We start from the raw sequence: 17,781 nt of genomic DNA on the forward strand, positions 1-17,781 counted from the left end.
GCAGCATTGGATGGCTGCGTCGGAGTAGGTTTGATTTCGCCCTTGTTTGCCTTTTGATGGAGCATACCATTGCGTAGCAGGATCAAACCAAATGGCAATATTTCCGCGACTCATAAGTGCTCGGTTATATGCGGGCCAATTGGTTGTGCGGTAGATTTTGTGTGTAGGCTTCTTCATTTGAAAATTATATCGCTGAAAAAGCCTTTACAGATAGGTTTGTGCAACAAAGCCGATTATCTGCCCAGTTTGGCACCAAGCCAAAGCGGGCAGACCGCCACTCTAAACCCCGATCTGTTGAGATGATGATAGGGCCATTATGAGCGGGAAAAATATCGGTTTTATAGTCGAATGTAGGCTCAAACAAATTAAGTAATTGAGCGCGGCTTTTTGCAATTGGTTCATAGTTTGCACACATAATTAGCTCCATTGTAAAGAGTGCATACTTTTATAATGAATAGGTTATCTCAATAAGAAGTTGATTGTGATAGATTATTTGCATTTAAATGATGGAAGTTGGTAAATTTTCGGTAACTTTTCTACGCCGTTTAGTCGAACGTGAGTTGTTCTTAAAAAAGTAATTTATCACTGGAAGGGCTCAGTGATTCCATTGATCATATATCGCGAGGTCGATTCCAATCAAGAATAAATGACGAAATTCAATAATAAAAAAAACCATAACTTAAGGGTTATGGTTTTTATACATTTCATAGAGTTGATTTCTAAATTTACAGTTAATCAATCTTTATAAAATGAATCACTTCATTTGATTGTATTGGCTGCTCTGCAAATGGGACAATCACAATACAATTTGCAGTAAGAAAAGGTTCTACCTGATATGTTTGCTGTTTTTCAACGATCTCTAATGAATATTGACCATTATCTTGCAACTGATATTTGCCCCATAACAATTTTCTCTTAGTTTGATCAGTCTCAATTTTTTGTTTGGCACGACCTTTTATAAATATTTTGTTGAGAAAGTCGGGGTCATGTTTATTTAAAATATACTTCACCATGAAATGCATGAGTAAGGCAATATCTTGCATATCACCGGGTAAATTAATGATCGTCGTCTTATCTTCTGTAGTGATGAATTTTGAGCCTTTATGGTTACCCTGATCATCGTAAAGTTGAATCGTTTCGCGTACAGGAGGTGTTCTAGGCATACTTCTAATGATGCTCATTTCATTAGCAGGGATAGAACGTGTTTGGAAATTTGAGGTCGTACTACCAGGATCAAAGGCAGTAAGCCCACCAATTGAAAATACTGAACCACCAAAGTCCTTATGCGAACATAGAATCATCACATCAAAATTAGGAATATGATCTTCAAAAAATTGATTATAATCGGCCCAATTTGTTGTTAATGTATCATCTAAAGTAGGATCTTCTTCCTTCTTAAGACTATTAAATGCAGAATCATAACGCTGTGGTTTAAGCCGTTTTATCTCGACCTGCTTATAGCCCCACGTTTTCAATAAGTCTTTAACATACAAGCTTTCTTCACAAAGGGTATGCTCGTCGTCAAAGGTATGCATACTAACAACGAGAATTCGTGGATCTCTATAAATTGTGAGTTCTTTAACTCCAGCCCGCCTTAGAGCAATCAATTTTTCTGGTGAGATTTTCTCATTTTTAGCTAAGATCAGATCACCTTGTTCAATTACGCTTCCTTGTTGAATGATGCCTTGCATTGCAGGTATTGGCGCTATAATTTTTTTATTATCGTAATCAGAAACATCTAAACGCTCATCGTCTTCTGGAATAATGGCATCAACAGATTCAGGTAATTTCGTATATTGTGGAATTCTGAGTAGATTTTCACCTCTTAGATCCAGTTTATATGGGTTCACTGATCGATAGAGTTGCTGCCCCCAGCAGTATAAGCGATCAATAAATACAGGATGTTGTTTACTTGCTGTTTGAGTCGATTCTGAGTTAATTGACCAACCTGTGTAAGCTGAAAGATTATTAGCTGGATATTCTTGTAAGGCATAAACATCACTTGCATTTACTTGATTAAGTGCTGTTTCTAAATCAACAGTATCCTTTAACTCACCTAGAGGAAGCTGCATAAAAAGGCGATAGAAAATTGTAGTTAGATCATATGGAAGATCTTCTGGTACTGGAAGTTTGTGCATAAATATAAGCCCAAGAGGTAACTCTAATTCGAGATACCTCTTTAAATTAATAGTTAATCAACATTTAGAAAAAATTCATCGCCATCAAGAACCCTTTCGGCATTAAAGAAAGTACCTAAACGACTACCAGCTCTACGATTGTCAGATGCATCAATCTTTTTAACAGATGCATCAGTTCCACCTTGATTAGTTGCTGCAAAAGGAAACTCATCACAATCACAATCAGTTGCTACTTCATCAGAATCACCCGTAAAGAAGCACTTTGAACCAACACTTGGACCATATTTAACTTTACACATTTTTACCGATTCAGCCCGGTTAGCTTTACGCTGCGCAGCATCTCTAAGACGGGTTAATGGTCTTGCACTTGAACTTCTAAAAATAGAATTAGGAGAGGCTGCAATGAATTGACCAGGTTTACCTGCAAGAAATGCTTCTTTGATATGCTTTGCCGATTCATCAACGTCAGGATCAGTAAGCTTAATTGTTGTCATAACAGCAGGTGCGGTAGGGTATACACATCCCTTTGTATTCGCTTTAGCCTTTCCAATATCACAACGCACACTAGGATTATAAATACCTGGTTCAAAATTTGCAGCATTATCAAAAGATTCTTTCGATTTCACGATTTGAAACCGAACACTTGGAGATAAAAATAATGGGTTTTGATCTGCTAAAGCTGAGTTAGATGGGGTAAATGTTGTGGTTGATTCAGCGGATAGGCCATTTACTAAATTAATTGGATTACCGTAAACGGTCTTTACAGTACAATCATAACAATATAATTCTGGACGTACCTTTAAAGAGTCCCCAGCTTTCCCAATGATTTGCGTACGTAACTTGTACTTATAAGTCCAAGTTAATGCATTTTTTGGATTGTCAGAATAAACATAAGCAGTAATTTTAGCCGTTCCAACGTTTAGTCCTTTTGCATCAGTTAAAGGAATTTCACCTTGGTCTGATATCAGGCAATGTGACCCTCGATTTATATAGCTATCTAAATCCTTTCCAACTGTTTTACAAATTGGTGAAACATCTAAAGCACTAGCAGCGTAACTATCAGTTACTGTAAATACAGTGGCTAAAGCTATTATATATTTTGTTATATTTAACATGAAATTTCCAGTAATTTAATTAAAAAAATAATTTCAAAATAAATAATTTTAATTATCTTGAAATCAGGAAATATGATAAAGAATAAAAATAAATATGTAAAATAGTTTATTAAAATTAATAACTTAAATTTATTTTTTATTTTATTTTTAATCGAGTTATGGTTTTGTTAAGAAAAAACTACATTATTTATCATGTATTTATAGGTGATTTTATTGAATAATTTATAATTAAATTTATCTACATAATAATCTATAATTTTTCTGAAAATCTTAATAAGAACTTTTTAAAATCTTAGGAATCTCCTCATACTTCGGCTTTCTCACATCCTTAACGTTCCTCCATAGCTCCATACTTTTTATAGTTTTCACGGGCTTCGTTTAGTGATGTTGCCTTTGCACCAACACGCCAATAATTGTCTTTACTTGTACAGGGTTATCCTCTCAGAAACATACTGAGCATATGTCTTAATCGCCGTTTGATGGTTCACCTCTGGTTGAGTAGCCACAGCATAAAAAATAAAACATGATTCAATGACTTTCAGTAAAGAGCAGGAAGACTCCTATAAAACTCAAAGGCTAAAACGAGTAGACCACTACTCCCAACACTCTTTGGTAGAAGATTATGGATTCATCATGGATAGGTAGTTCATCGGTTTAATAGTCAAATGATGCCCCAATTTAGTAGTTGAGTGCGGCTTGTGGCAAAAGGTTTGTTGTTTGTGCACATGACTATTCTTCTTTTTTTAGTAGATTGGGTCGAAATCAGTGGCTGAAAGAGTCAGACAGAAAACCCTTTTAAATATTATTTAATTGCATGCCAATTAAACTAAATTGTTTTTTAGAAAATTATTTAGTATTTCTTGAGTCTCTTCAATCCAGTATTTTTGGGCATTCCTATTGTTTCCCTTCTCCATAAAAATTCTCTTTCTTATTAAATCACGCACGCTTTCAGGAATGATTACATCCTCAATCATGTTCATTGCTTTGCGTAAGTCATCAAATGAGACCTGCACATAGCCGTCAGTCACATCATTATCATTATCTTCACTGGTGTGATTGATGAGGCGTTTAATTGTATAGCTACCAATTGCAAGACTGTTTGCGACCGTACTAAATGTTCTTCTCAAGTCATGAAATGTGAATGAAATGCCAGAGTTTTCAATTATTTTCTCTTTTGCACCGCGTCTATCAATAATATGGCCATCTCCCGAACGTTCTTGGAAAATGTATTTGTTACCTGGTGTGGCTCTCTTTTTGCGTTCCCGCATCAAATACCACAGAATATCGCCCATTGGTAACAATAAGTCTTCACCATTTTTTGTGTCTTTTACTTTGATTGTGCCAAACTTTAAATCGACATTTTCCCATTCGGCTGATTCTGCTTCATTGCGTCTAAAACCTGTCAAAGCCAACATAAAAAAATAATCTTGGTTTGTATAGGCACGATAATCATTGTTTTGCTCACCTAAATGGTAGGTGGTAGCAACAGCAAGTGCCCATTCTTCATGCTGATCAGAACGGATGTAGCTCCTACGCCGTTTAATCTTATTCATTGCCTTTTGTTCTTTGACGATCTTTACAGGGTTTTCAATACTCAGAATTTTATTTCCCGAATCATCAAGGAAACGAAGGATAACCAAGTTAAAAAGCGCATGTAGAAACTTGGCTGCTAGATTAGCCTGTGCTGGGCTTCTTTTTGATAATTCAGCATGACGATCAATAACCATCTTCTTTGTGATTTTATGAAGCTGGATATTTTTCCAATCAGCAAAATAATCATTCACGCATGAGGTATATGCAGTAATTGAAGAATCAGAAAGCTTCTTATTGTCTTTATAAATTTCAAAAGCTTCGCCAAGTGTTGGGATTTGCTTTTGTAAAGCATTCGACTGTATGGCATTTTCACGAAAATTACGTTTTTTCTGAACCGGATCTATACCCTCATCCATCATTATTAACAGTCTTTTGGCCTCAGCTCTTGCCTGATCCAATGTATAAACACCATGTTTCCCAATTACTTTGCGCTTAGACTTGCCCGTTGGCATTTTTTTCTCAGCGAAATAACTCTTGGTTTTTCCAACGCACAAACCAAAGCCAATAGTTACAGTATCTCGATAAAAGACTTGTTTATCTTCAGAGAAGGGGATGGTGTCTATTACTGTTTTTGTAAATTTGATGTGATGAGCCATTTAGATGCAAGTAATACAAAGCAATACCCAACGATACAACACAATAATTGAGAAGTCTATTAAGAGTCTATTTAGTAAATGAAGTCTATTAAAAATGGTACATAAATGGAGGGGAAGTTGTTATTATTTAATTAAATAAAACACTCCAGAGATGCCGCTGCATGTCGTTACCCTTGAACCCTAAAGTTCAAGGTGGAGGGCGCCGCATACTTGCTGGGTTTTCTGCACGGGGCAGACATACACTCTAAATATACAGAACACCATCCTAAAGTGATGATATCGGCTCAGGGGAATCGGACCCGCTGGCGAACATCCTAGAGATAGACTTAGTATAACTGATCTTAACCTGATGACAATGTTTGCATGTAAAGATACTTACTAATTGATGAGGCTTTGTGCAATCACCATGTTTATTGAACAGTTTGCTCTACATCTTCCAAAATCGTTTGGAGCAGGTGTTCACAGTGTGCGTATTGCTGTAAAGATTTATTTAAAGCAAATACTTCCTGAGCCATTTGTAGTGCAACCATAATGACTAACTTATTGTGTTCTACACGTGGCGCACTTCGACGCATGTCATGAAATTTTTGATTGAGCAATTCAGCAGCGCGTTCTAACTCTTCACGTTTATCTTCAGTCGTATTTAAGCGAAAAGTCTGTTCAATTAAACGTAGTTCAACAACGATAGGTTCACTCATGATTAAGATTCCTCGTGAGTTTCAGCAATCGGGTGGGCAAGCTGCTGAATTTCTTGTGCATGTTGATCTTGTGCTGTGCCTAAAATTGCGAGACGTTGAATAATTGCTTCAACTTTAGCCTTCGCTAATTCATTTTTTTGTAATAAGCGGTCACGATCTTGTTGTAGATCTTGGATTTCTTGCTGATTATTACGTTGTTGCGCTTGTAACTTTTCTTTCATTACGCGCAAATCATTACGCTCAGCCAAGATTTCTTGGAAGCGGTTTTTTAAATCCGTGGTACTTTTCTCTAAACGGCTATAGCGTTCAGCTAAAGTTGTTGCATCATTATTCAGTTGTTTAAATTGATCTTGTAACTGAGTCAGTTGTTCAGTTAAGTTATCAACTTCATCCTGTTTTTGCGTGATGATGCTATTCTTCTGCACAATTTGTGCATGATGTTCAGTTGCAGCTAATTGTTTAGCTTCAGTAAGCGATGTGTTTTCTCGCTCTATATGGCGTAGGCGTGTTTTTAATACGCCAATATGCGCTTGTAGACGCTGTAATTGTTCTAACATAACGAAGGTCGCACAGAGTTGCAATCAAAGGTAATATATACAGCAGTATAGAGGTTGGATAAACGAATGCAAGACGATATTTCAGGTTGGAACGAATGGAATGCTCATTTTCAAGGGATTGAAGAGATTTCAAGCCCAAGTGAGTTACATGGGTTGCTAACAGGTATAGTTTGTGTGACACAAGCGCCGACAACTGATGAATGGTCACAAATCTTAAACACCTTAAATGTACCTGCTTTAACCGCTGAAGCATTACAAAGTTTGACTGATGAGGCTGATGACGTATCGCATGCCTTATCTGATGATGAACTGGATTATTTACCGATGTTGCCAGATGATACCCATGTGCTCGAAGAGCGTGTCACTGCATTAGCAGATTGGTGTGCAGGGGTTGTATTAGGTTTTGGTTTAGCTTGCGGTCGTATTCGTGGAGATGAACAAGAGCTGATTGAACATTTACAAGAAGTTGCAGCCGTTGAGTTTGAAGATTCAGATAATGATGAAGAAGGTGAAGAAAGTTATCTGGAACTGTATGAATTCGTACGTCTAATTCCTGTCAGTTTATCTATTGGTCGTACAAAAACGCCTGTGGCTGAAAGTTCTTTGTTACAAAACTTTCATGCGAAAAGCAGAAACCAAGATACCGCAGTTGATCCACAAACAGTCGTTGAAATGTTTACCCCACATCGTCCGAGTTAACTCGGGCGCTGCCTTGAAACTTTATCATTAAAGATACTTACAATCCTTCATCTTCATCAGTAGGGCGATATGAAACTCAATCAAGCAGATTTTAAACAACGCCGCGATCTTCTCGCTGAGAAAATGGGCAGTAATAGCATTGCCGTGATTGCGACCCGAGCAGAAATGTATCGTAATCGTGATGCTGATTATAAATATCGTGCAGACAGTAGTTTTTATTATCTCACTGGATTTGCAGAGCCAGAAGCAGTTGCCATTATTGAAACCTTTGAAGAAGGTGAAGAATATAGCTATAGCCTGTTCTGTCGTGAACGTAACCGTGAAATGGAAATCTGGAATGGCTATCGTGCGGGAGTCGACGGCGCAATTGAAATCTATGATGCAGATGAAGCTTATGCAATTGATTTATTAGATGAAGAAATTATCGAGAAGTTGTTAAATAAACAGCGTCTTTACTATCGTATGGGGCAAAATGCTGAATTTGATGCGAAAGTAAGCCAATGGATTCAGAAAGTGGACGCACAACAGCGTCGTGGTGGTACTGCACCTGCTGAAATGATCCAACTTGATCGTATTGTGGATGAAATGCGTTTGAAAAAATCAGCGCACGAAATTGAACTGATGCAGATCGCATCGAATATCAGCGCAGAAGCGCATACCCGTGCCATGCAAACGGTTAAACCTGAGATGATGGAATACGCACTCGAAGCGGAACTGAATTATATCTTTGGTAAAAATGGCTGTGTGCCAGCGTATAACAGTATTGTTGGCGGTGGTGAAAATGCCTGTATCTTGCACTACGTTGAGAATAATAAGCCATTAAAAGATGGTGATCTGGTTTTAATTGATGCGGCTTGTGAGTATGAATGCTATGCCTCAGACATTACCCGTACATTCCCTGTAAATGGTAAATTTAGTCGAGAGCAAAAAGCACTTTACAATATTGTTTTAGATGCCCAGCTTGCTGCAATCGATGCCACCCGTATTGGCAATAATTATAAATATCCGCATGAAGTCGCTGTAAAGATTTTAACTCAAGGTTTGGTTGATCTTGGTCTACTCAATGGTGATGTAGAAGAGTTGGTTGAAAGCGAAGCTTTCCGTCAATTCTTCATGCATGGGACAGGTCATTGGCTCGGTATGGATGTGCATGATGTCGGTGCCTACAAAATTGGGGAAGACTGGCGTGCTTATGAAGCAGGTATGGTGGTCACAGTTGAGCCGGGCTTATATGTTGCACCAGATGATGAAACGGTTGATGCTAAGTGGCGTGGTATCGGTATTCGTATCGAAGATGATATTGTAGTGACTGAAAATGGTCCACTCGTTCTCACTAAAAACGTGGTGAAAACCGTTGAGGAAATTGAAAGTTTGGTGGGTCAGGTGAAAGCATAATCATAAAAATGGGCTAATCGATTAAGCCCATTTTTATATTTAAGAGAATAATAATGAGTGAATATGCACCACAATATACCTTTAAAGAAAGAATCAAAATTATTACTTTACATTGCTTATGGGCAATACCTCTATATCTGATTTTAGATCAACTTTTTTTTCCATGGCTGAAAGAAAGCAATTGGATTCTATGTAATCCATATGGTTGGCATACGCTTTGGTATGGAATGGGGGTATTTGCCCCTCTATTAATGCTTTTGATGGTTGTTTTGATACAAGGAAGGGATATGTTAAAAATTTATAGATTAAAACAATATCCTTTACCTAATAAAAAAGTAATGAATAAAACAAAGTATGTGTATGGTTTTCGGGCAACTTGGCGTTGTTATTTCTTTTTAATTTGGTGTGTGGGTGTACTTGCTTTTACTGTATTTGGTTATTTTACAGCAGTAAAACAGATCAGTCTTGTTGATCAAAAAAGGTTAGAACAAATTCAACAGAAAGAATGTAATGTTTCCAAAATGTAGGGTAATTTTAAAAACACAGACCAAACAAAGTACAAATTCCCTTCCTGAGTTGAGTTAGAGTAAGATAGTCCCGAAACGTCAAATCATGAAAAACTGATAAGGAATAATATTATGCAGCAACAAGTCATCATTGTCGGTGGGGGTATGGTTGGACTCAGCCTTGCTTTAATGTTGGCAAAATCTAATATCGAGGTAAAGCTATTAGAAGCTGTGAAATATCCAAATTATGACGATGAAAACCTTGCGCCTTATCATTCTAGTTTTGATGCAAGAAATACTGCATTGTCACGCCGTAGTGTGCAGATTTACCAAAAACTAGGTTTGTGGGATGCCTTGCAACAACATGCAACGCCAATTCTTCAAGTCCATATCACTGAACAGGGTAGCTTTGGTAAGGCTCGCTTAATTGCCGAACAAGAAAAGGTAGAAAGCTTTGGACAAGTCATTGAGAATGCTTGGTTGGGTCGTGTATTGCTGACTCAAGTCCGTCAGCAGCCATTGATTGAGCTGATTGATGGCGTACAAGTGACATCGCTAACGCAAGATGCAGATCATGTGCAAATTGAAGCCATACGAAATGGTGAATATATTCATTCCTTAAAATCCAAGCTCGTGATTGCTGCGGATGGTCGTGATTCATTCTGTCGACAAGCGATAGGCGTGGGCGTAGATGAACATGATTATGACCAAGTGGCAATCGTCACTACCGTACAAACCTCTAAGCCACATCAACAAGTCGGCTTTGAACGTTTTAGTGCTTTAGGACCATTGGCATTATTGCCATTGCCGGGTGAGTATCGCCGTTCCGTGGTGTGGCCAGTGAAAAAAGGCACTGAGGCTGAATGGTTAGGTGAGGAAAATGACCAACATTTCCTCGATGCCTTGCAAGAAACTTATGGTGATCGTGCAGGCAAATTTGAAAAAACAGGTAAGCGTTTTAGTTATCCATTGTCTCAAGTCTTAGCAGATAAACAAGCGGTTGGGCGTGTGGTGTTGATGGGAAATGCAGCACACACCATTCACCCTGTTGCAGGGCAAGGCTTTAATTTGTGTTTGCGTGATGCAGATGTATTGGTCCGCTTCTTAACTGAGCAACTTGTCAAATCTGATGATATTGGCAACCCAGAAAACCTCCTTGCCTATGAACAAGCTCGTTTGAAGGATCAGCAACGCGTGATTAAGTTCTGTGATTCAGTAGTGCGCGGTTTTAGCAATCAAAACCCAATTCTAAAATTAATACGCAATACAGGTTTGGTTGCATTTGATGTAATTCCGGGGATTAAGCCTTTGGTTGCCAACTATGCGATGGGACTAAAAGCATGAGTGAAATGTTAGATGTGGTCATCGTTGGTGGTGGATTAGTTGGTGGTTTAACCGCGTTGCTGTTAGCCCAAGGTGGCGTGCAAGCGACAGTATTAGATGCTGCACCTATACTTGATCAAGACAAAACGCTTGGGGTAATGAATCCACGAGTATTAGCACTCAGTCAAGCTACCATTCATTTGCTGAAAACAGTCGATGTCTGGGATGATTTAGCGCGTCAAATGCCATATTCAGGCATGCAAGTCTGGAATAAAAATGGCTATGGTGAAATCAATTTTGGACATGCATCTAAACAGCAACCGAATCCAGATCAAGCTTTAGGCTCAATGGTTGAACCGAGTGTTTTGAATGTTGCGATTCAACAAAAGATGCTACAGCGACTCAAAGACTACCGCACTCAAGTCAAAGTTGTTCGTATCGAACACATTCCACAAGGTTGGTTGATTCAACTCGCTGATGGCACGACGCTAAAAACCAAATTATTGATTGGTGCAGATGGGGCCAACTCATTTGTGCGTGAACAGGCTTATATTGATTTAGATATATTGGACTATCAACAGGCTGCGATCAGTTGTGCGATTAAAACAGCACAACCGAATCAATATGTTGCACGGCAGATTTTCCTACCGACAGGACCGCTTGCTTATTTGCCAATGGCAAGTCTTGATCCACAAGAAAATGGCTATTGGCAGTCGATTGTTTGGAGCTTGCCAGATGATTATGCCGATGAATATTCAGCATTCTCTGATCAGGAATTTATGCAGTTGTTGGCCCATGAAAGCTTACACATGCTGGGTGAGGTGGTTGATGTACGTTCACGCGCACAGTTTCCACTCAAAGCTCGCGCAGCGCAACGCTATGTAAAATCAGGTTTGGCATTGATTGGTGATGCGGCACATGTGATTCATCCTTTAGCAGGGCAAGGTGTCAATATTGGTTGCTTAGATGCAGCGGTACTTTGTGATGTATTACTGCATGATTTAAAACGTGGTGTGTGGGCAAATGAGCAAACGTTGTTGCGTTATGAGCACCAACGTAAAGGGCAGAATGATGCCATGATGCACAGCATGTCTGCGATTGGTTGGTTGGAAAGTTCTGAGTTATTTCCCTTTGTTTGGGCGAGAAATTTTGGCCTAAAACAGGTCGAGCAATTCGACTGGTTCAAAGATCGTTTTATGCAGCAAGCCAATGGATTAAAGACTTTACAAGCGACGAGATACGCGAGGGGCTATTGATATTTCACTGATGTTTGCGACAGAGGTTGTTTTTTAGACGATACAAGGCATGTCTTGTGAAACTTAGTGACTCTAAGTAAGCAAGACATAACGCAGTAGCGGCAAAAAATGTCCCTGTCCCGTAGGGTTATGGCTAAAACTGCCCCAAACTTCGTTATGAAACTTGACAAGGGTCTCGCCATTGCCTGCATTTCATGCCTTGTTTGCCTTGTTTTAGCCTATAACGCAAGCATGGATGAAGTACCAATAGCCCCTATAAAAAAATAGTAGATATTTTTTAAACAATCATTTATAAATCAGAGTGAATTTGGTCGAAAAAAATACGATTTAACAAATATTGTGCTTTGCGAAATGATGAGAGCTTGTTAAATTTCACCAAGTTCTGATGACCAAATAACGATGATGAAAGATCAGTCATTGTGGGGAGAGTAATATGACGGAAATAAATGATTACGACGAAAACACAGAAGATTCTGCTGTTGACGATGATGAGGCAAAAGCTGCCGAAAATGGTGCAGATAGTGAAGAATCTTCTGCTGCCAATGATATTGATCTTGCAGAAGCAGAAAGCTTAACGGTGACTGCCAAGCAAAAACAACGTCAAGCGTTAGAAGATGAAGTTGCTGCATTTTTAGCACGTGGTGGGCGAATTGTCGAAGTACCACCAGGTGAACACGAAGATTAAGTTTTTATCTCCCTTGCACTGCGGTTATCACAGTGCACCCCATCTTTATTCAAGTGGGACTCCTCCCTTTTAGCAAGGGAGGTTGGTAGGGTGTCTATCGATGTGATGCTTTTTTGTATTGATGCGATTCATGCTCACATTCAAGTGGATGATTTAATTCTTTTAAAATCCCACATTGTTCAATGGTACGATGCTGTGAACATTGCTGTTTGAGATGAGCTAAATCTTGCTTCAGATGTTCTAAGTTTTTAATTTTTTGGGAAATTTCCGCAAGATATTGATCAATGAGATGATCGACCTCTATACAGGTTTGTTTTGGATTTTTTGCTAAATCTTTTAACCTTTGGATATCCTGTATGGTGATTCCAAGTTCTCGGCAATGTTTAACAAAAAACAAATCTGAAAGTATCTGTTCAGAATAATAACGATAATTTCCTGATGTACGTTGTACTTTTTCTAAAAGCCCAATTTTTTCGTAATAACGAAGTGTATCGACAGATATGCCTGACTTTTTTGCCAATTGCCCAATTGTAAAATTTACCATGCTTGACTCTGGAGTTACTCTAGGGTTTTAAATCACTATAAAACATAGTGTGAGAAAAGTCATGGCAGGATGTGGATGTAATACAACACCTTCAACTCAAATCATTAGTCCAAGGTTTAGAAAAGCATTGTGGATTGCTTTGTTTCTGAATGCTGGGATGTTTTTTGTGGAAATTATTGGTGGTTCTCATGCACGTTCAGTTGCTTTATGGGCAGATGCGCTGGATTTCGCTGGTGATGCTGCAAACTACGCAATTTCTTTGGCAGTGCTCTCTATGAGCTTGTATTGGAGAGCAACTGCGGCACTACTTAAAGGGATTACCATGGCGGCATTTGGCCTGTTTGTAATCGCTAAAGTGCTTTGGTCATGGTGGCTGGGGGTTGTTCCTGAGCCGATGTTGATGGGCGTCATTGGTATACTTGCATTGATTGTAAATGTTAGTGTCGCTTTGATGCTTTATGCATTTCGTGAAGGTGATGCCAATATGCGTTCAGTTTGGCTTTGTAGCCGTAATGATGCAATTGCGAATTTAGCGATTATTATTGCCGCAGTTGGGGTGTTTGGAACTGGAACGATGTTTCCTGATTTAATCGTGGCATTTATTATTGCCTATTTGGGTGTGTCTTCTGGATATTCTGTGATTAAACAGTCGCTTCGAGAAAGAAAGCAGTCAAAAGCGGTGATGGGTCATAATGTATAAAGAAATTTAATATAGTCAGCAAAAAAAAGTATCATACCGACATGATACTTTTTTGCTTTGAAATGAATTAGAGCAGCAGTGATGCTGCAATACTCCACATCATACAGCCGATCATAAAATCTAAAACTTTCCAAGCTTTTGGATTGCTAAATAACGGTTTTAAGAGCTTTGAGCCATACCCTAAACTAAAAAAGAAAATCCATGAAGCTACAATACTCCCGAGCGCAAAACTGATTTTGTCCTCAAATTGAGTCGCCACTGATCCAATCAATACGATGGTATCTACATAAACATGAGGATTCAGCCAAGTAAAGGCAAGACCTGTTAAGAGTACCTGAGTCAAAGTCTGTTGATGGTTACTATCAAGTTGCATACTATGGGTGGCTTTAAATGCGCCATAAAAGGCTTTAGTGCCGTAAACCAATAAAAAAGTCGCACCTAAATATTTGGCGACTGTAATTAACAGCGGGGAGGTCGTCATAATTTCAGCAAAACCCAAAACACCAAGTGCAATTAAGATGGAATCAGAGAGTGCGCAAAGTAAGCACAACCAGAATATGTATTGTTGCTTGAGCCCTTGTTTGAGGACAAATGCATTTTGAGCTCCAATTGCAACAATGAGGCCGCTGCCAATACCAAAACCTTTCATAAAAACGCTAAGAGAGAGCATGACAATAAAACGAAAAAATCAGATGTGAGAATTATCTGACTTTTAAATGCAAAATAAGTAAAATTAAGAATATTTAGGTTTAGCTAAAAATAATTTAGGTTTTTCTATGTTAGATAGTAAGCAATGTGAAGCCTTTCTTGCAGTCGCAGAAGCAGGAAGTTTTGATGCTGCTGGCGAGCAATTATATATTACGCCTTCCGCCGTCTCGTTACGCGTACAGGCTTTAGAGAAATATTTAGGTCAGATTTTAATTATCCGTGGCCGACCAAGTGTGCTCACCAAAGCTGGGCAAACCTTGTTGCAGCATTTACGTCATACGCGGCTCATGGAACAAAATCTTTTACAAGGTTTGATGGGGAAAACATCTGACTCCGAATTTTATAAGATTGCGTTGGCTTCAAATGCAGACTCATTAGCAACTTGGCTTTTGCCGAGTATTCAGCCCACACTGTTTAAAGAAAAAATCGTATTGGAATTAAAAATTGACGACCAGTCGCATACGCATACGTTATTAGAAACAGGACAGGTTAATGCTTGTATCTCTGCGGAAGAGCAGGTCATGTCAGGTTGCTTGGCTCAGCCGTTAGGCAAAATGCGTTATAAAATGTTGGCTTCTGCTGATTTTGCTGCGTATTGGTTTCGACTGGGGGTGAATAGGGAAAGCTTAAGAAAAACGCCCGCGGTGATTTTTAACCATAAAGATCTGATGCATTCAGAGATGCTATTGAAGTGTTTCGGATTGCCAATGCAAAGTTATCCTTATCATTTTATTCCGTCAACAGATGCATTTGTCAAAGCAATTCAACTCGGTTTAGGCTTTGGAATGGCACCTGAAATTCAGGTTCAATCTTTATTAAGCAGTGGTGCATTTGTAGAGATCATGCCAGAAGCTCAACTCGACATACCTTTATATTGGCACCACTGGAAACGGCAGTCTAAACAACTTGATATCTTGACCGAAACGATTGTTCAGGCAGCTAAAAAATTATTGATATAGTTGTTCGGGATTTTCTAAGAAATCTATGATGTTGTATGTGGGATGCAAGGTAATGCTATGCAGTGTTCATTACCTTGCATGAATTTACATAACTAAGCTTGGGTCAACTCCAAAGCACGTTGATAAGCAATTTTCTTTTTAATCCCTGTTAAATCCGCAGCCAATTGTGATGCAGCTTTGACCGAGAGATCTTGCAATAAACGCTTGAGTAACTCGTCTAATTTTTCTTGCTCCATGTCTTTAACTTCTAATGCTCCACCAACAACAACGACAATTTCGCCTTTTTGTTGGTTGTGATCATTTTCAATAAAACTGACCAATTCTTTGAGAGTCATTTTTTCGATGGTTTCAAAGGTTTTGGTAATTTCACGTGCAAAACCAACGGGTCGATCTTCACCAAAGACCTGAGCCATATTTTTAATACTGTCTAAGATTCGATGCGGTGCTTCATAGAAAATCAAGGTTTGCGTTTCATTTTTAAGTTTTTCGAGTTGGATGATACGCTGCGATGCCTTTGATGGTAAAAACCCTTCAAAACTAAAACGATCACTTGGTAAACCAACTGCACTTAAAGCAGCAATAGCCGCACATGCACCTGGTACAGGAATAACGCGAATACCGTGTGCTTGCGCAGCACGAACCAATTTAAAACCGGGATCACTAATAAGGGGCGTGCCAGCATCACTGATTAAAGCAACTGATTCGCCTTTTAACATTTTTTGGAGAAGTTGATCAATTTTGTTACTTTCGTTGTGATCATGACACGCCGTAAGCGGAGTTGCGATATTATAGTGCTTGAATAACTGAGCAGATTGACGAGTATCTTCTGCTGCAACCACCGAGACGGATTTTAAAATATCGATTGCACGGAAAGTCATATCATCCAAGTGCCCAATCGGGGTTGCTACAACAAATAATTGAGCACTCATAAAAGGTAACTCCATAATGTATTTAAAAAAATATTGGCTGCTACTCAGTTTGGCAGCATTGATTAGCCCTGCTTATGCGGACGTGTTGGTGATTCTACCTGAATCTGGTGCAATGGCGCGAGCTGGTGACAGCATCAAACGAGGTTACTTGAGTGCTTATACAGCATCAGGCAGTAAAGAAAAAATTATTTTTGTTGATTCAGCAAAAAGTAGCATCGAACAGATTTTTAAGACAAGGGTAAATAAGAAGACGCGGTTGGTGGTTGGACCATTGGCACGATCTGAAATTGAAACGGTGATGAAGTTGAAGCCGAAAATTCCAGTTCTAAGCTTAAATGATGTCAATACGCAAGCGGACAATGTCTGGCAATTTAGTTTAGCCAAACAACATGATGCTGTGGCTTTAAACCAATTACTTGAAAAAGACCAGATCAAGAAATTATTTATCTTGCGCCAAGCTGGAACAGAGTCTGCCACTGAACTATTTATGATGTCATTAATGTCTGAGTCTAAAATTGAGATCCAAGTGGTCAGTGAGCTACCGAAAAAATTACCTAAGAAAACAGGGTTACTTTTACTTGGCGATCATCAATGGATGGCGCAATTAGGGACATTGCCCAAACAAAATATTTATGCAACACCAATGAGTATCGAACAAGACAAACATATACCAATAGGGCTGCGTTTTTGTGATACACCAGCTTTATACAATGGGCAATGGGCAGATCTAATCGAAGCCTATAAAGAGCAACCTGAAAATATGGCATTTCAACGATTACTTGCCTTTGGTGGAGATACATGGACGATCAGTCAACAGTTTTTATCTAGCCCAGATAAACAATTTTCTTTTGTAGGGCGTACTGGTGCAATTGATGTGAAAGCTGGCATCATCAACAGACAGCCATTTTGTTATGAACAACAAAAAAATGGGATTCATATTTTAAAATAAGATCACTGAATGATGAAACAACAGTCAAATTTATTGGGGCAATGGGCAGAACAAACCGCTATGTCATTGCTCCGTTCACATGGTTATCAATGTGTAAATCAAAATTATCATTCACGTTTTGGAGAAATTGACTTAATTGTAAAACGTGGAAAAGAGCTTGTTTTTGTTGAAGTAAAAGCAAGATCGGCTGGGAGTTATGCACAAGCTTTCGAAGTGATTTCAAACACACAGCGACGTAAGATTATTAAGACTGCTCAGTTCTTTTTACAAAGATATCCAAGTTATGGAGACTTTGATTGTCGTTTTGATGTGATTTGTTTTGATTTTCCACAGAAAATTGCAAAAACAGTACAACCAGATTTTTCAAAATTGCAGTATGATCAGCAATGGATTGAACATGCATTTATTTTAGATTAATTGTGGCAAAAACG

At 38.7% G+C, this 17,781-nt stretch carries 19 protein-coding genes, 1 other RNA gene and 2 pseudogenes; 10 read left to right on the plus strand and 12 right to left on the minus strand.

Going from position 1 to position 17,781, the window contains the following annotated elements; translation table 11 throughout:
• From MMP72_RS13030 to MMP72_RS13070, 9 genes and pseudogenes are all read right to left on the minus strand, one after another.
• Positions 1-177, minus strand: a 177-nt coding sequence (locus MMP72_RS13030) for a transposase (RefSeq protein ID WP_171478920.1), incomplete at its 3' end; no start/stop codon positions are given.
• A 55-nt stretch (positions 178-232) separates the two neighbouring features.
• Positions 233-415: pseudogene (locus MMP72_RS13035) on the minus strand (SOS response-associated peptidase); the annotation flags it as partial.
• Between the two features lie 316 nt (positions 416-731).
• Entirely contained in the window at positions 732-2,138 is a 1,407-nt protein-coding gene (locus tag MMP72_RS13040) for a molybdenum cofactor biosysnthesis protein MoeA (protein WP_241317936.1), read from the minus strand.
• A gap of 53 nt (positions 2,139-2,191) precedes the next feature.
• Positions 2,192-3,253 carry a NucA/NucB deoxyribonuclease domain-containing protein gene (locus MMP72_RS13045; RefSeq protein ID WP_241317938.1) on the minus strand — a complete coding sequence of 354 codons (1,062 nt, stop codon included), beginning with the start codon at positions 3,251-3,253 and terminating at the stop codon, positions 2,192-2,194.
• 328 nt (positions 3,254-3,581) lie between these two features.
• A pseudogene (locus MMP72_RS13050) lies at positions 3,582-3,632 on the minus strand (hydrolase); the annotation flags it as partial.
• A 442-nt stretch (positions 3,633-4,074) separates the two neighbouring features.
• Positions 4,075-5,442, minus strand: coding sequence for an integrase family protein (locus tag MMP72_RS13055; RefSeq protein WP_241317939.1), 1,368 nt, complete (start codon positions 5,440-5,442; stop codon positions 4,075-4,077).
• 138 nt (positions 5,443-5,580) lie between these two features.
• Positions 5,581-5,766, minus strand: a non-coding RNA gene (gene ssrS / locus MMP72_RS13060) — 6S RNA.
• Between the two features lie 86 nt (positions 5,767-5,852).
• Entirely contained in the window at positions 5,853-6,140 is a 288-nt protein-coding gene (locus MMP72_RS13065) for a cell division protein ZapA (RefSeq protein ID WP_004670486.1), read from the minus strand.
• 2 nt (positions 6,141-6,142) lie between these two features.
• On the minus strand, positions 6,143-6,697 hold the full coding sequence (locus MMP72_RS13070) for a hypothetical protein (protein ID WP_004670487.1): 555 nt from the start codon (positions 6,695-6,697) through the stop codon (positions 6,143-6,145).
• A 66-nt stretch (positions 6,698-6,763) separates the two neighbouring features.
• On the opposite strand from MMP72_RS13070, the gene MMP72_RS13075 reads away from it, so the two are divergent.
• The 6 genes from MMP72_RS13075 to MMP72_RS13100 all read left to right on the plus strand — a co-directional run bounded on the left by MMP72_RS13075 (position 6,764) and on the right by MMP72_RS13100 (position 12,561).
• Positions 6,764-7,396 carry a UPF0149 family protein gene (locus MMP72_RS13075; RefSeq protein WP_121929578.1) on the plus strand — a complete coding sequence of 211 codons (633 nt, stop codon included), beginning with the start codon at positions 6,764-6,766 and terminating at the stop codon, positions 7,394-7,396.
• Positions 7,397-7,465: 69 nt separating this feature from the next.
• A complete protein-coding gene (pepP, locus tag MMP72_RS13080) occupies positions 7,466-8,791 on the plus strand; it encodes a Xaa-Pro aminopeptidase (RefSeq protein WP_241317941.1) in 1,326 nt (441 codons plus the stop codon).
• A gap of 53 nt (positions 8,792-8,844) precedes the next feature.
• Positions 8,845-9,318: a hypothetical protein gene (locus MMP72_RS13085; RefSeq protein WP_241317942.1), complete on the plus strand. Its 474-nt coding sequence runs from the start codon at positions 8,845-8,847 to the stop codon at positions 9,316-9,318.
• 111 nt (positions 9,319-9,429) lie between these two features.
• A complete protein-coding gene (gene ubiH / locus MMP72_RS13090) occupies positions 9,430-10,641 on the plus strand; it encodes a 2-octaprenyl-6-methoxyphenyl hydroxylase (RefSeq protein WP_241317944.1) in 1,212 nt (403 codons plus the stop codon).
• The gene (locus MMP72_RS13095; protein ID WP_241317946.1) at positions 10,638-11,876 is read left to right on the plus strand and encodes an FAD-dependent monooxygenase; all 1,239 of its coding nucleotides are present in this window, start codon (positions 10,638-10,640) and stop codon (positions 11,874-11,876) included. The genes ubiH and MMP72_RS13095 overlap by 4 nt, the downstream gene beginning before the upstream one ends.
• 433 nt (positions 11,877-12,309) lie before the next feature.
• Positions 12,310-12,561, plus strand: a complete 252-nt coding sequence (locus tag MMP72_RS13100) for a hypothetical protein (RefSeq protein ID WP_241317948.1) — start codon at positions 12,310-12,312, stop codon at positions 12,559-12,561.
• 94 nt (positions 12,562-12,655) lie between these two features.
• On the opposite strand, the gene MMP72_RS13105 is transcribed toward MMP72_RS13100, so the two are convergent.
• Entirely contained in the window at positions 12,656-13,105 is a 450-nt protein-coding gene (locus MMP72_RS13105) for a MerR family transcriptional regulator (protein WP_241317950.1), read from the minus strand.
• A gap of 61 nt (positions 13,106-13,166) precedes the next feature.
• On the opposite strand from MMP72_RS13105, the gene MMP72_RS13110 reads away from it, so the two are divergent.
• Positions 13,167-13,805 (plus strand): cation transporter, encoded by a 639-nt coding sequence (locus tag MMP72_RS13110; protein WP_241317952.1) that lies wholly within the window; start codon positions 13,167-13,169, stop codon positions 13,803-13,805.
• Positions 13,806-13,872: 67 nt separating this feature from the next.
• On the opposite strand, the gene MMP72_RS13115 is transcribed toward MMP72_RS13110, so the two are convergent.
• Entirely contained in the window at positions 13,873-14,475 is a 603-nt protein-coding gene (locus MMP72_RS13115) for a LysE/ArgO family amino acid transporter (protein WP_241317954.1), read from the minus strand.
• Between the two features lie 106 nt (positions 14,476-14,581).
• Here MMP72_RS13115 and MMP72_RS13120 point away from each other — a divergent pair, with 106 nt between their 5' ends.
• The gene (locus MMP72_RS13120; protein ID WP_241317956.1) at positions 14,582-15,472 is read left to right on the plus strand and encodes a LysR family transcriptional regulator ArgP; all 891 of its coding nucleotides are present in this window, start codon (positions 14,582-14,584) and stop codon (positions 15,470-15,472) included.
• A gap of 92 nt (positions 15,473-15,564) precedes the next feature.
• Here MMP72_RS13120 and rsmI read toward each other — a convergent pair whose 3' ends face one another.
• The gene (rsmI, locus tag MMP72_RS13125) at positions 15,565-16,401 is read right to left on the minus strand and encodes a 16S rRNA (cytidine(1402)-2'-O)-methyltransferase (RefSeq protein ID WP_241317958.1); all 837 of its coding nucleotides are present in this window, start codon (positions 16,399-16,401) and stop codon (positions 15,565-15,567) included.
• A gap of 16 nt (positions 16,402-16,417) precedes the next feature.
• Here rsmI and MMP72_RS13130 point away from each other — a divergent pair, with 16 nt between their 5' ends.
• Both MMP72_RS13130 and MMP72_RS13135 read left to right on the plus strand, forming a co-directional pair.
• A complete protein-coding gene (locus tag MMP72_RS13130) occupies positions 16,418-17,350 on the plus strand; it encodes a penicillin-binding protein activator (protein WP_241317960.1) in 933 nt (310 codons plus the stop codon).
• 12 nt (positions 17,351-17,362) lie between these two features.
• Complete coding sequence (locus MMP72_RS13135; protein WP_241318042.1) at positions 17,363-17,767, plus strand: YraN family protein; 405 nt, start codon at positions 17,363-17,365, stop codon at positions 17,765-17,767.
• Positions 17,768-17,781 lie beyond the last annotated feature (14 nt).

Origin of the sequence: Acinetobacter sp. NIPH 2699 (assembly GCF_022549355.1) — a bacterium.
Lineage (GTDB): Bacteria > Pseudomonadota > Gammaproteobacteria > Pseudomonadales > Moraxellaceae > Acinetobacter.

Bases quoted from the DNA above. Each gene is read 5' to 3' on its own strand.
- MMP72_RS13040 (WP_241317936.1), bottom strand. From the start codon at position 2,138: ATGCACAAACTTCCAGTACCAGAAGATCTTCCATATGATCTAACTACA.
- MMP72_RS13045 (WP_241317938.1), bottom strand. From the start codon at position 3,253: ATGTTAAATATAACAAAATATATAATAGCTTTAGCCACTGTATTTACA.
- MMP72_RS13055 (WP_241317939.1), bottom strand. From the start codon at position 5,442: ATGGCTCATCACATCAAATTTACAAAAACAGTAATAGACACCATCCCC.
- MMP72_RS13065 (WP_004670486.1), bottom strand. From the start codon at position 6,140: ATGAGTGAACCTATCGTTGTTGAACTACGTTTAATTGAACAGACTTTT.
- MMP72_RS13070 (WP_004670487.1), bottom strand. From the start codon at position 6,697: ATGTTAGAACAATTACAGCGTCTACAAGCGCATATTGGCGTATTAAAA.
- MMP72_RS13075 (WP_121929578.1), top strand. From the start codon at position 6,764: ATGCAAGACGATATTTCAGGTTGGAACGAATGGAATGCTCATTTTCAA.
- pepP (WP_241317941.1), top strand. From the start codon at position 7,466: ATGAAACTCAATCAAGCAGATTTTAAACAACGCCGCGATCTTCTCGCT.
- MMP72_RS13085 (WP_241317942.1), top strand. From the start codon at position 8,845: ATGAGTGAATATGCACCACAATATACCTTTAAAGAAAGAATCAAAATT.
- ubiH (WP_241317944.1), top strand. From the start codon at position 9,430: ATGCAGCAACAAGTCATCATTGTCGGTGGGGGTATGGTTGGACTCAGC.
- MMP72_RS13095 (WP_241317946.1), top strand. From the start codon at position 10,638: ATGAGTGAAATGTTAGATGTGGTCATCGTTGGTGGTGGATTAGTTGGT.
- MMP72_RS13100 (WP_241317948.1), top strand. From the start codon at position 12,310: ATGACGGAAATAAATGATTACGACGAAAACACAGAAGATTCTGCTGTT.
- MMP72_RS13105 (WP_241317950.1), bottom strand. From the start codon at position 13,105: ATGGTAAATTTTACAATTGGGCAATTGGCAAAAAAGTCAGGCATATCT.
- MMP72_RS13110 (WP_241317952.1), top strand. From the start codon at position 13,167: ATGGCAGGATGTGGATGTAATACAACACCTTCAACTCAAATCATTAGT.
- MMP72_RS13115 (WP_241317954.1), bottom strand. From the start codon at position 14,475: ATGCTCTCTCTTAGCGTTTTTATGAAAGGTTTTGGTATTGGCAGCGGC.
- MMP72_RS13120 (WP_241317956.1), top strand. From the start codon at position 14,582: ATGTTAGATAGTAAGCAATGTGAAGCCTTTCTTGCAGTCGCAGAAGCA.
- rsmI (WP_241317958.1), bottom strand. From the start codon at position 16,401: ATGAGTGCTCAATTATTTGTTGTAGCAACCCCGATTGGGCACTTGGAT.
- MMP72_RS13130 (WP_241317960.1), top strand. From the start codon at position 16,418: ATGTATTTAAAAAAATATTGGCTGCTACTCAGTTTGGCAGCATTGATT.
- MMP72_RS13135 (WP_241318042.1), top strand. From the start codon at position 17,363: ATGAAACAACAGTCAAATTTATTGGGGCAATGGGCAGAACAAACCGCT.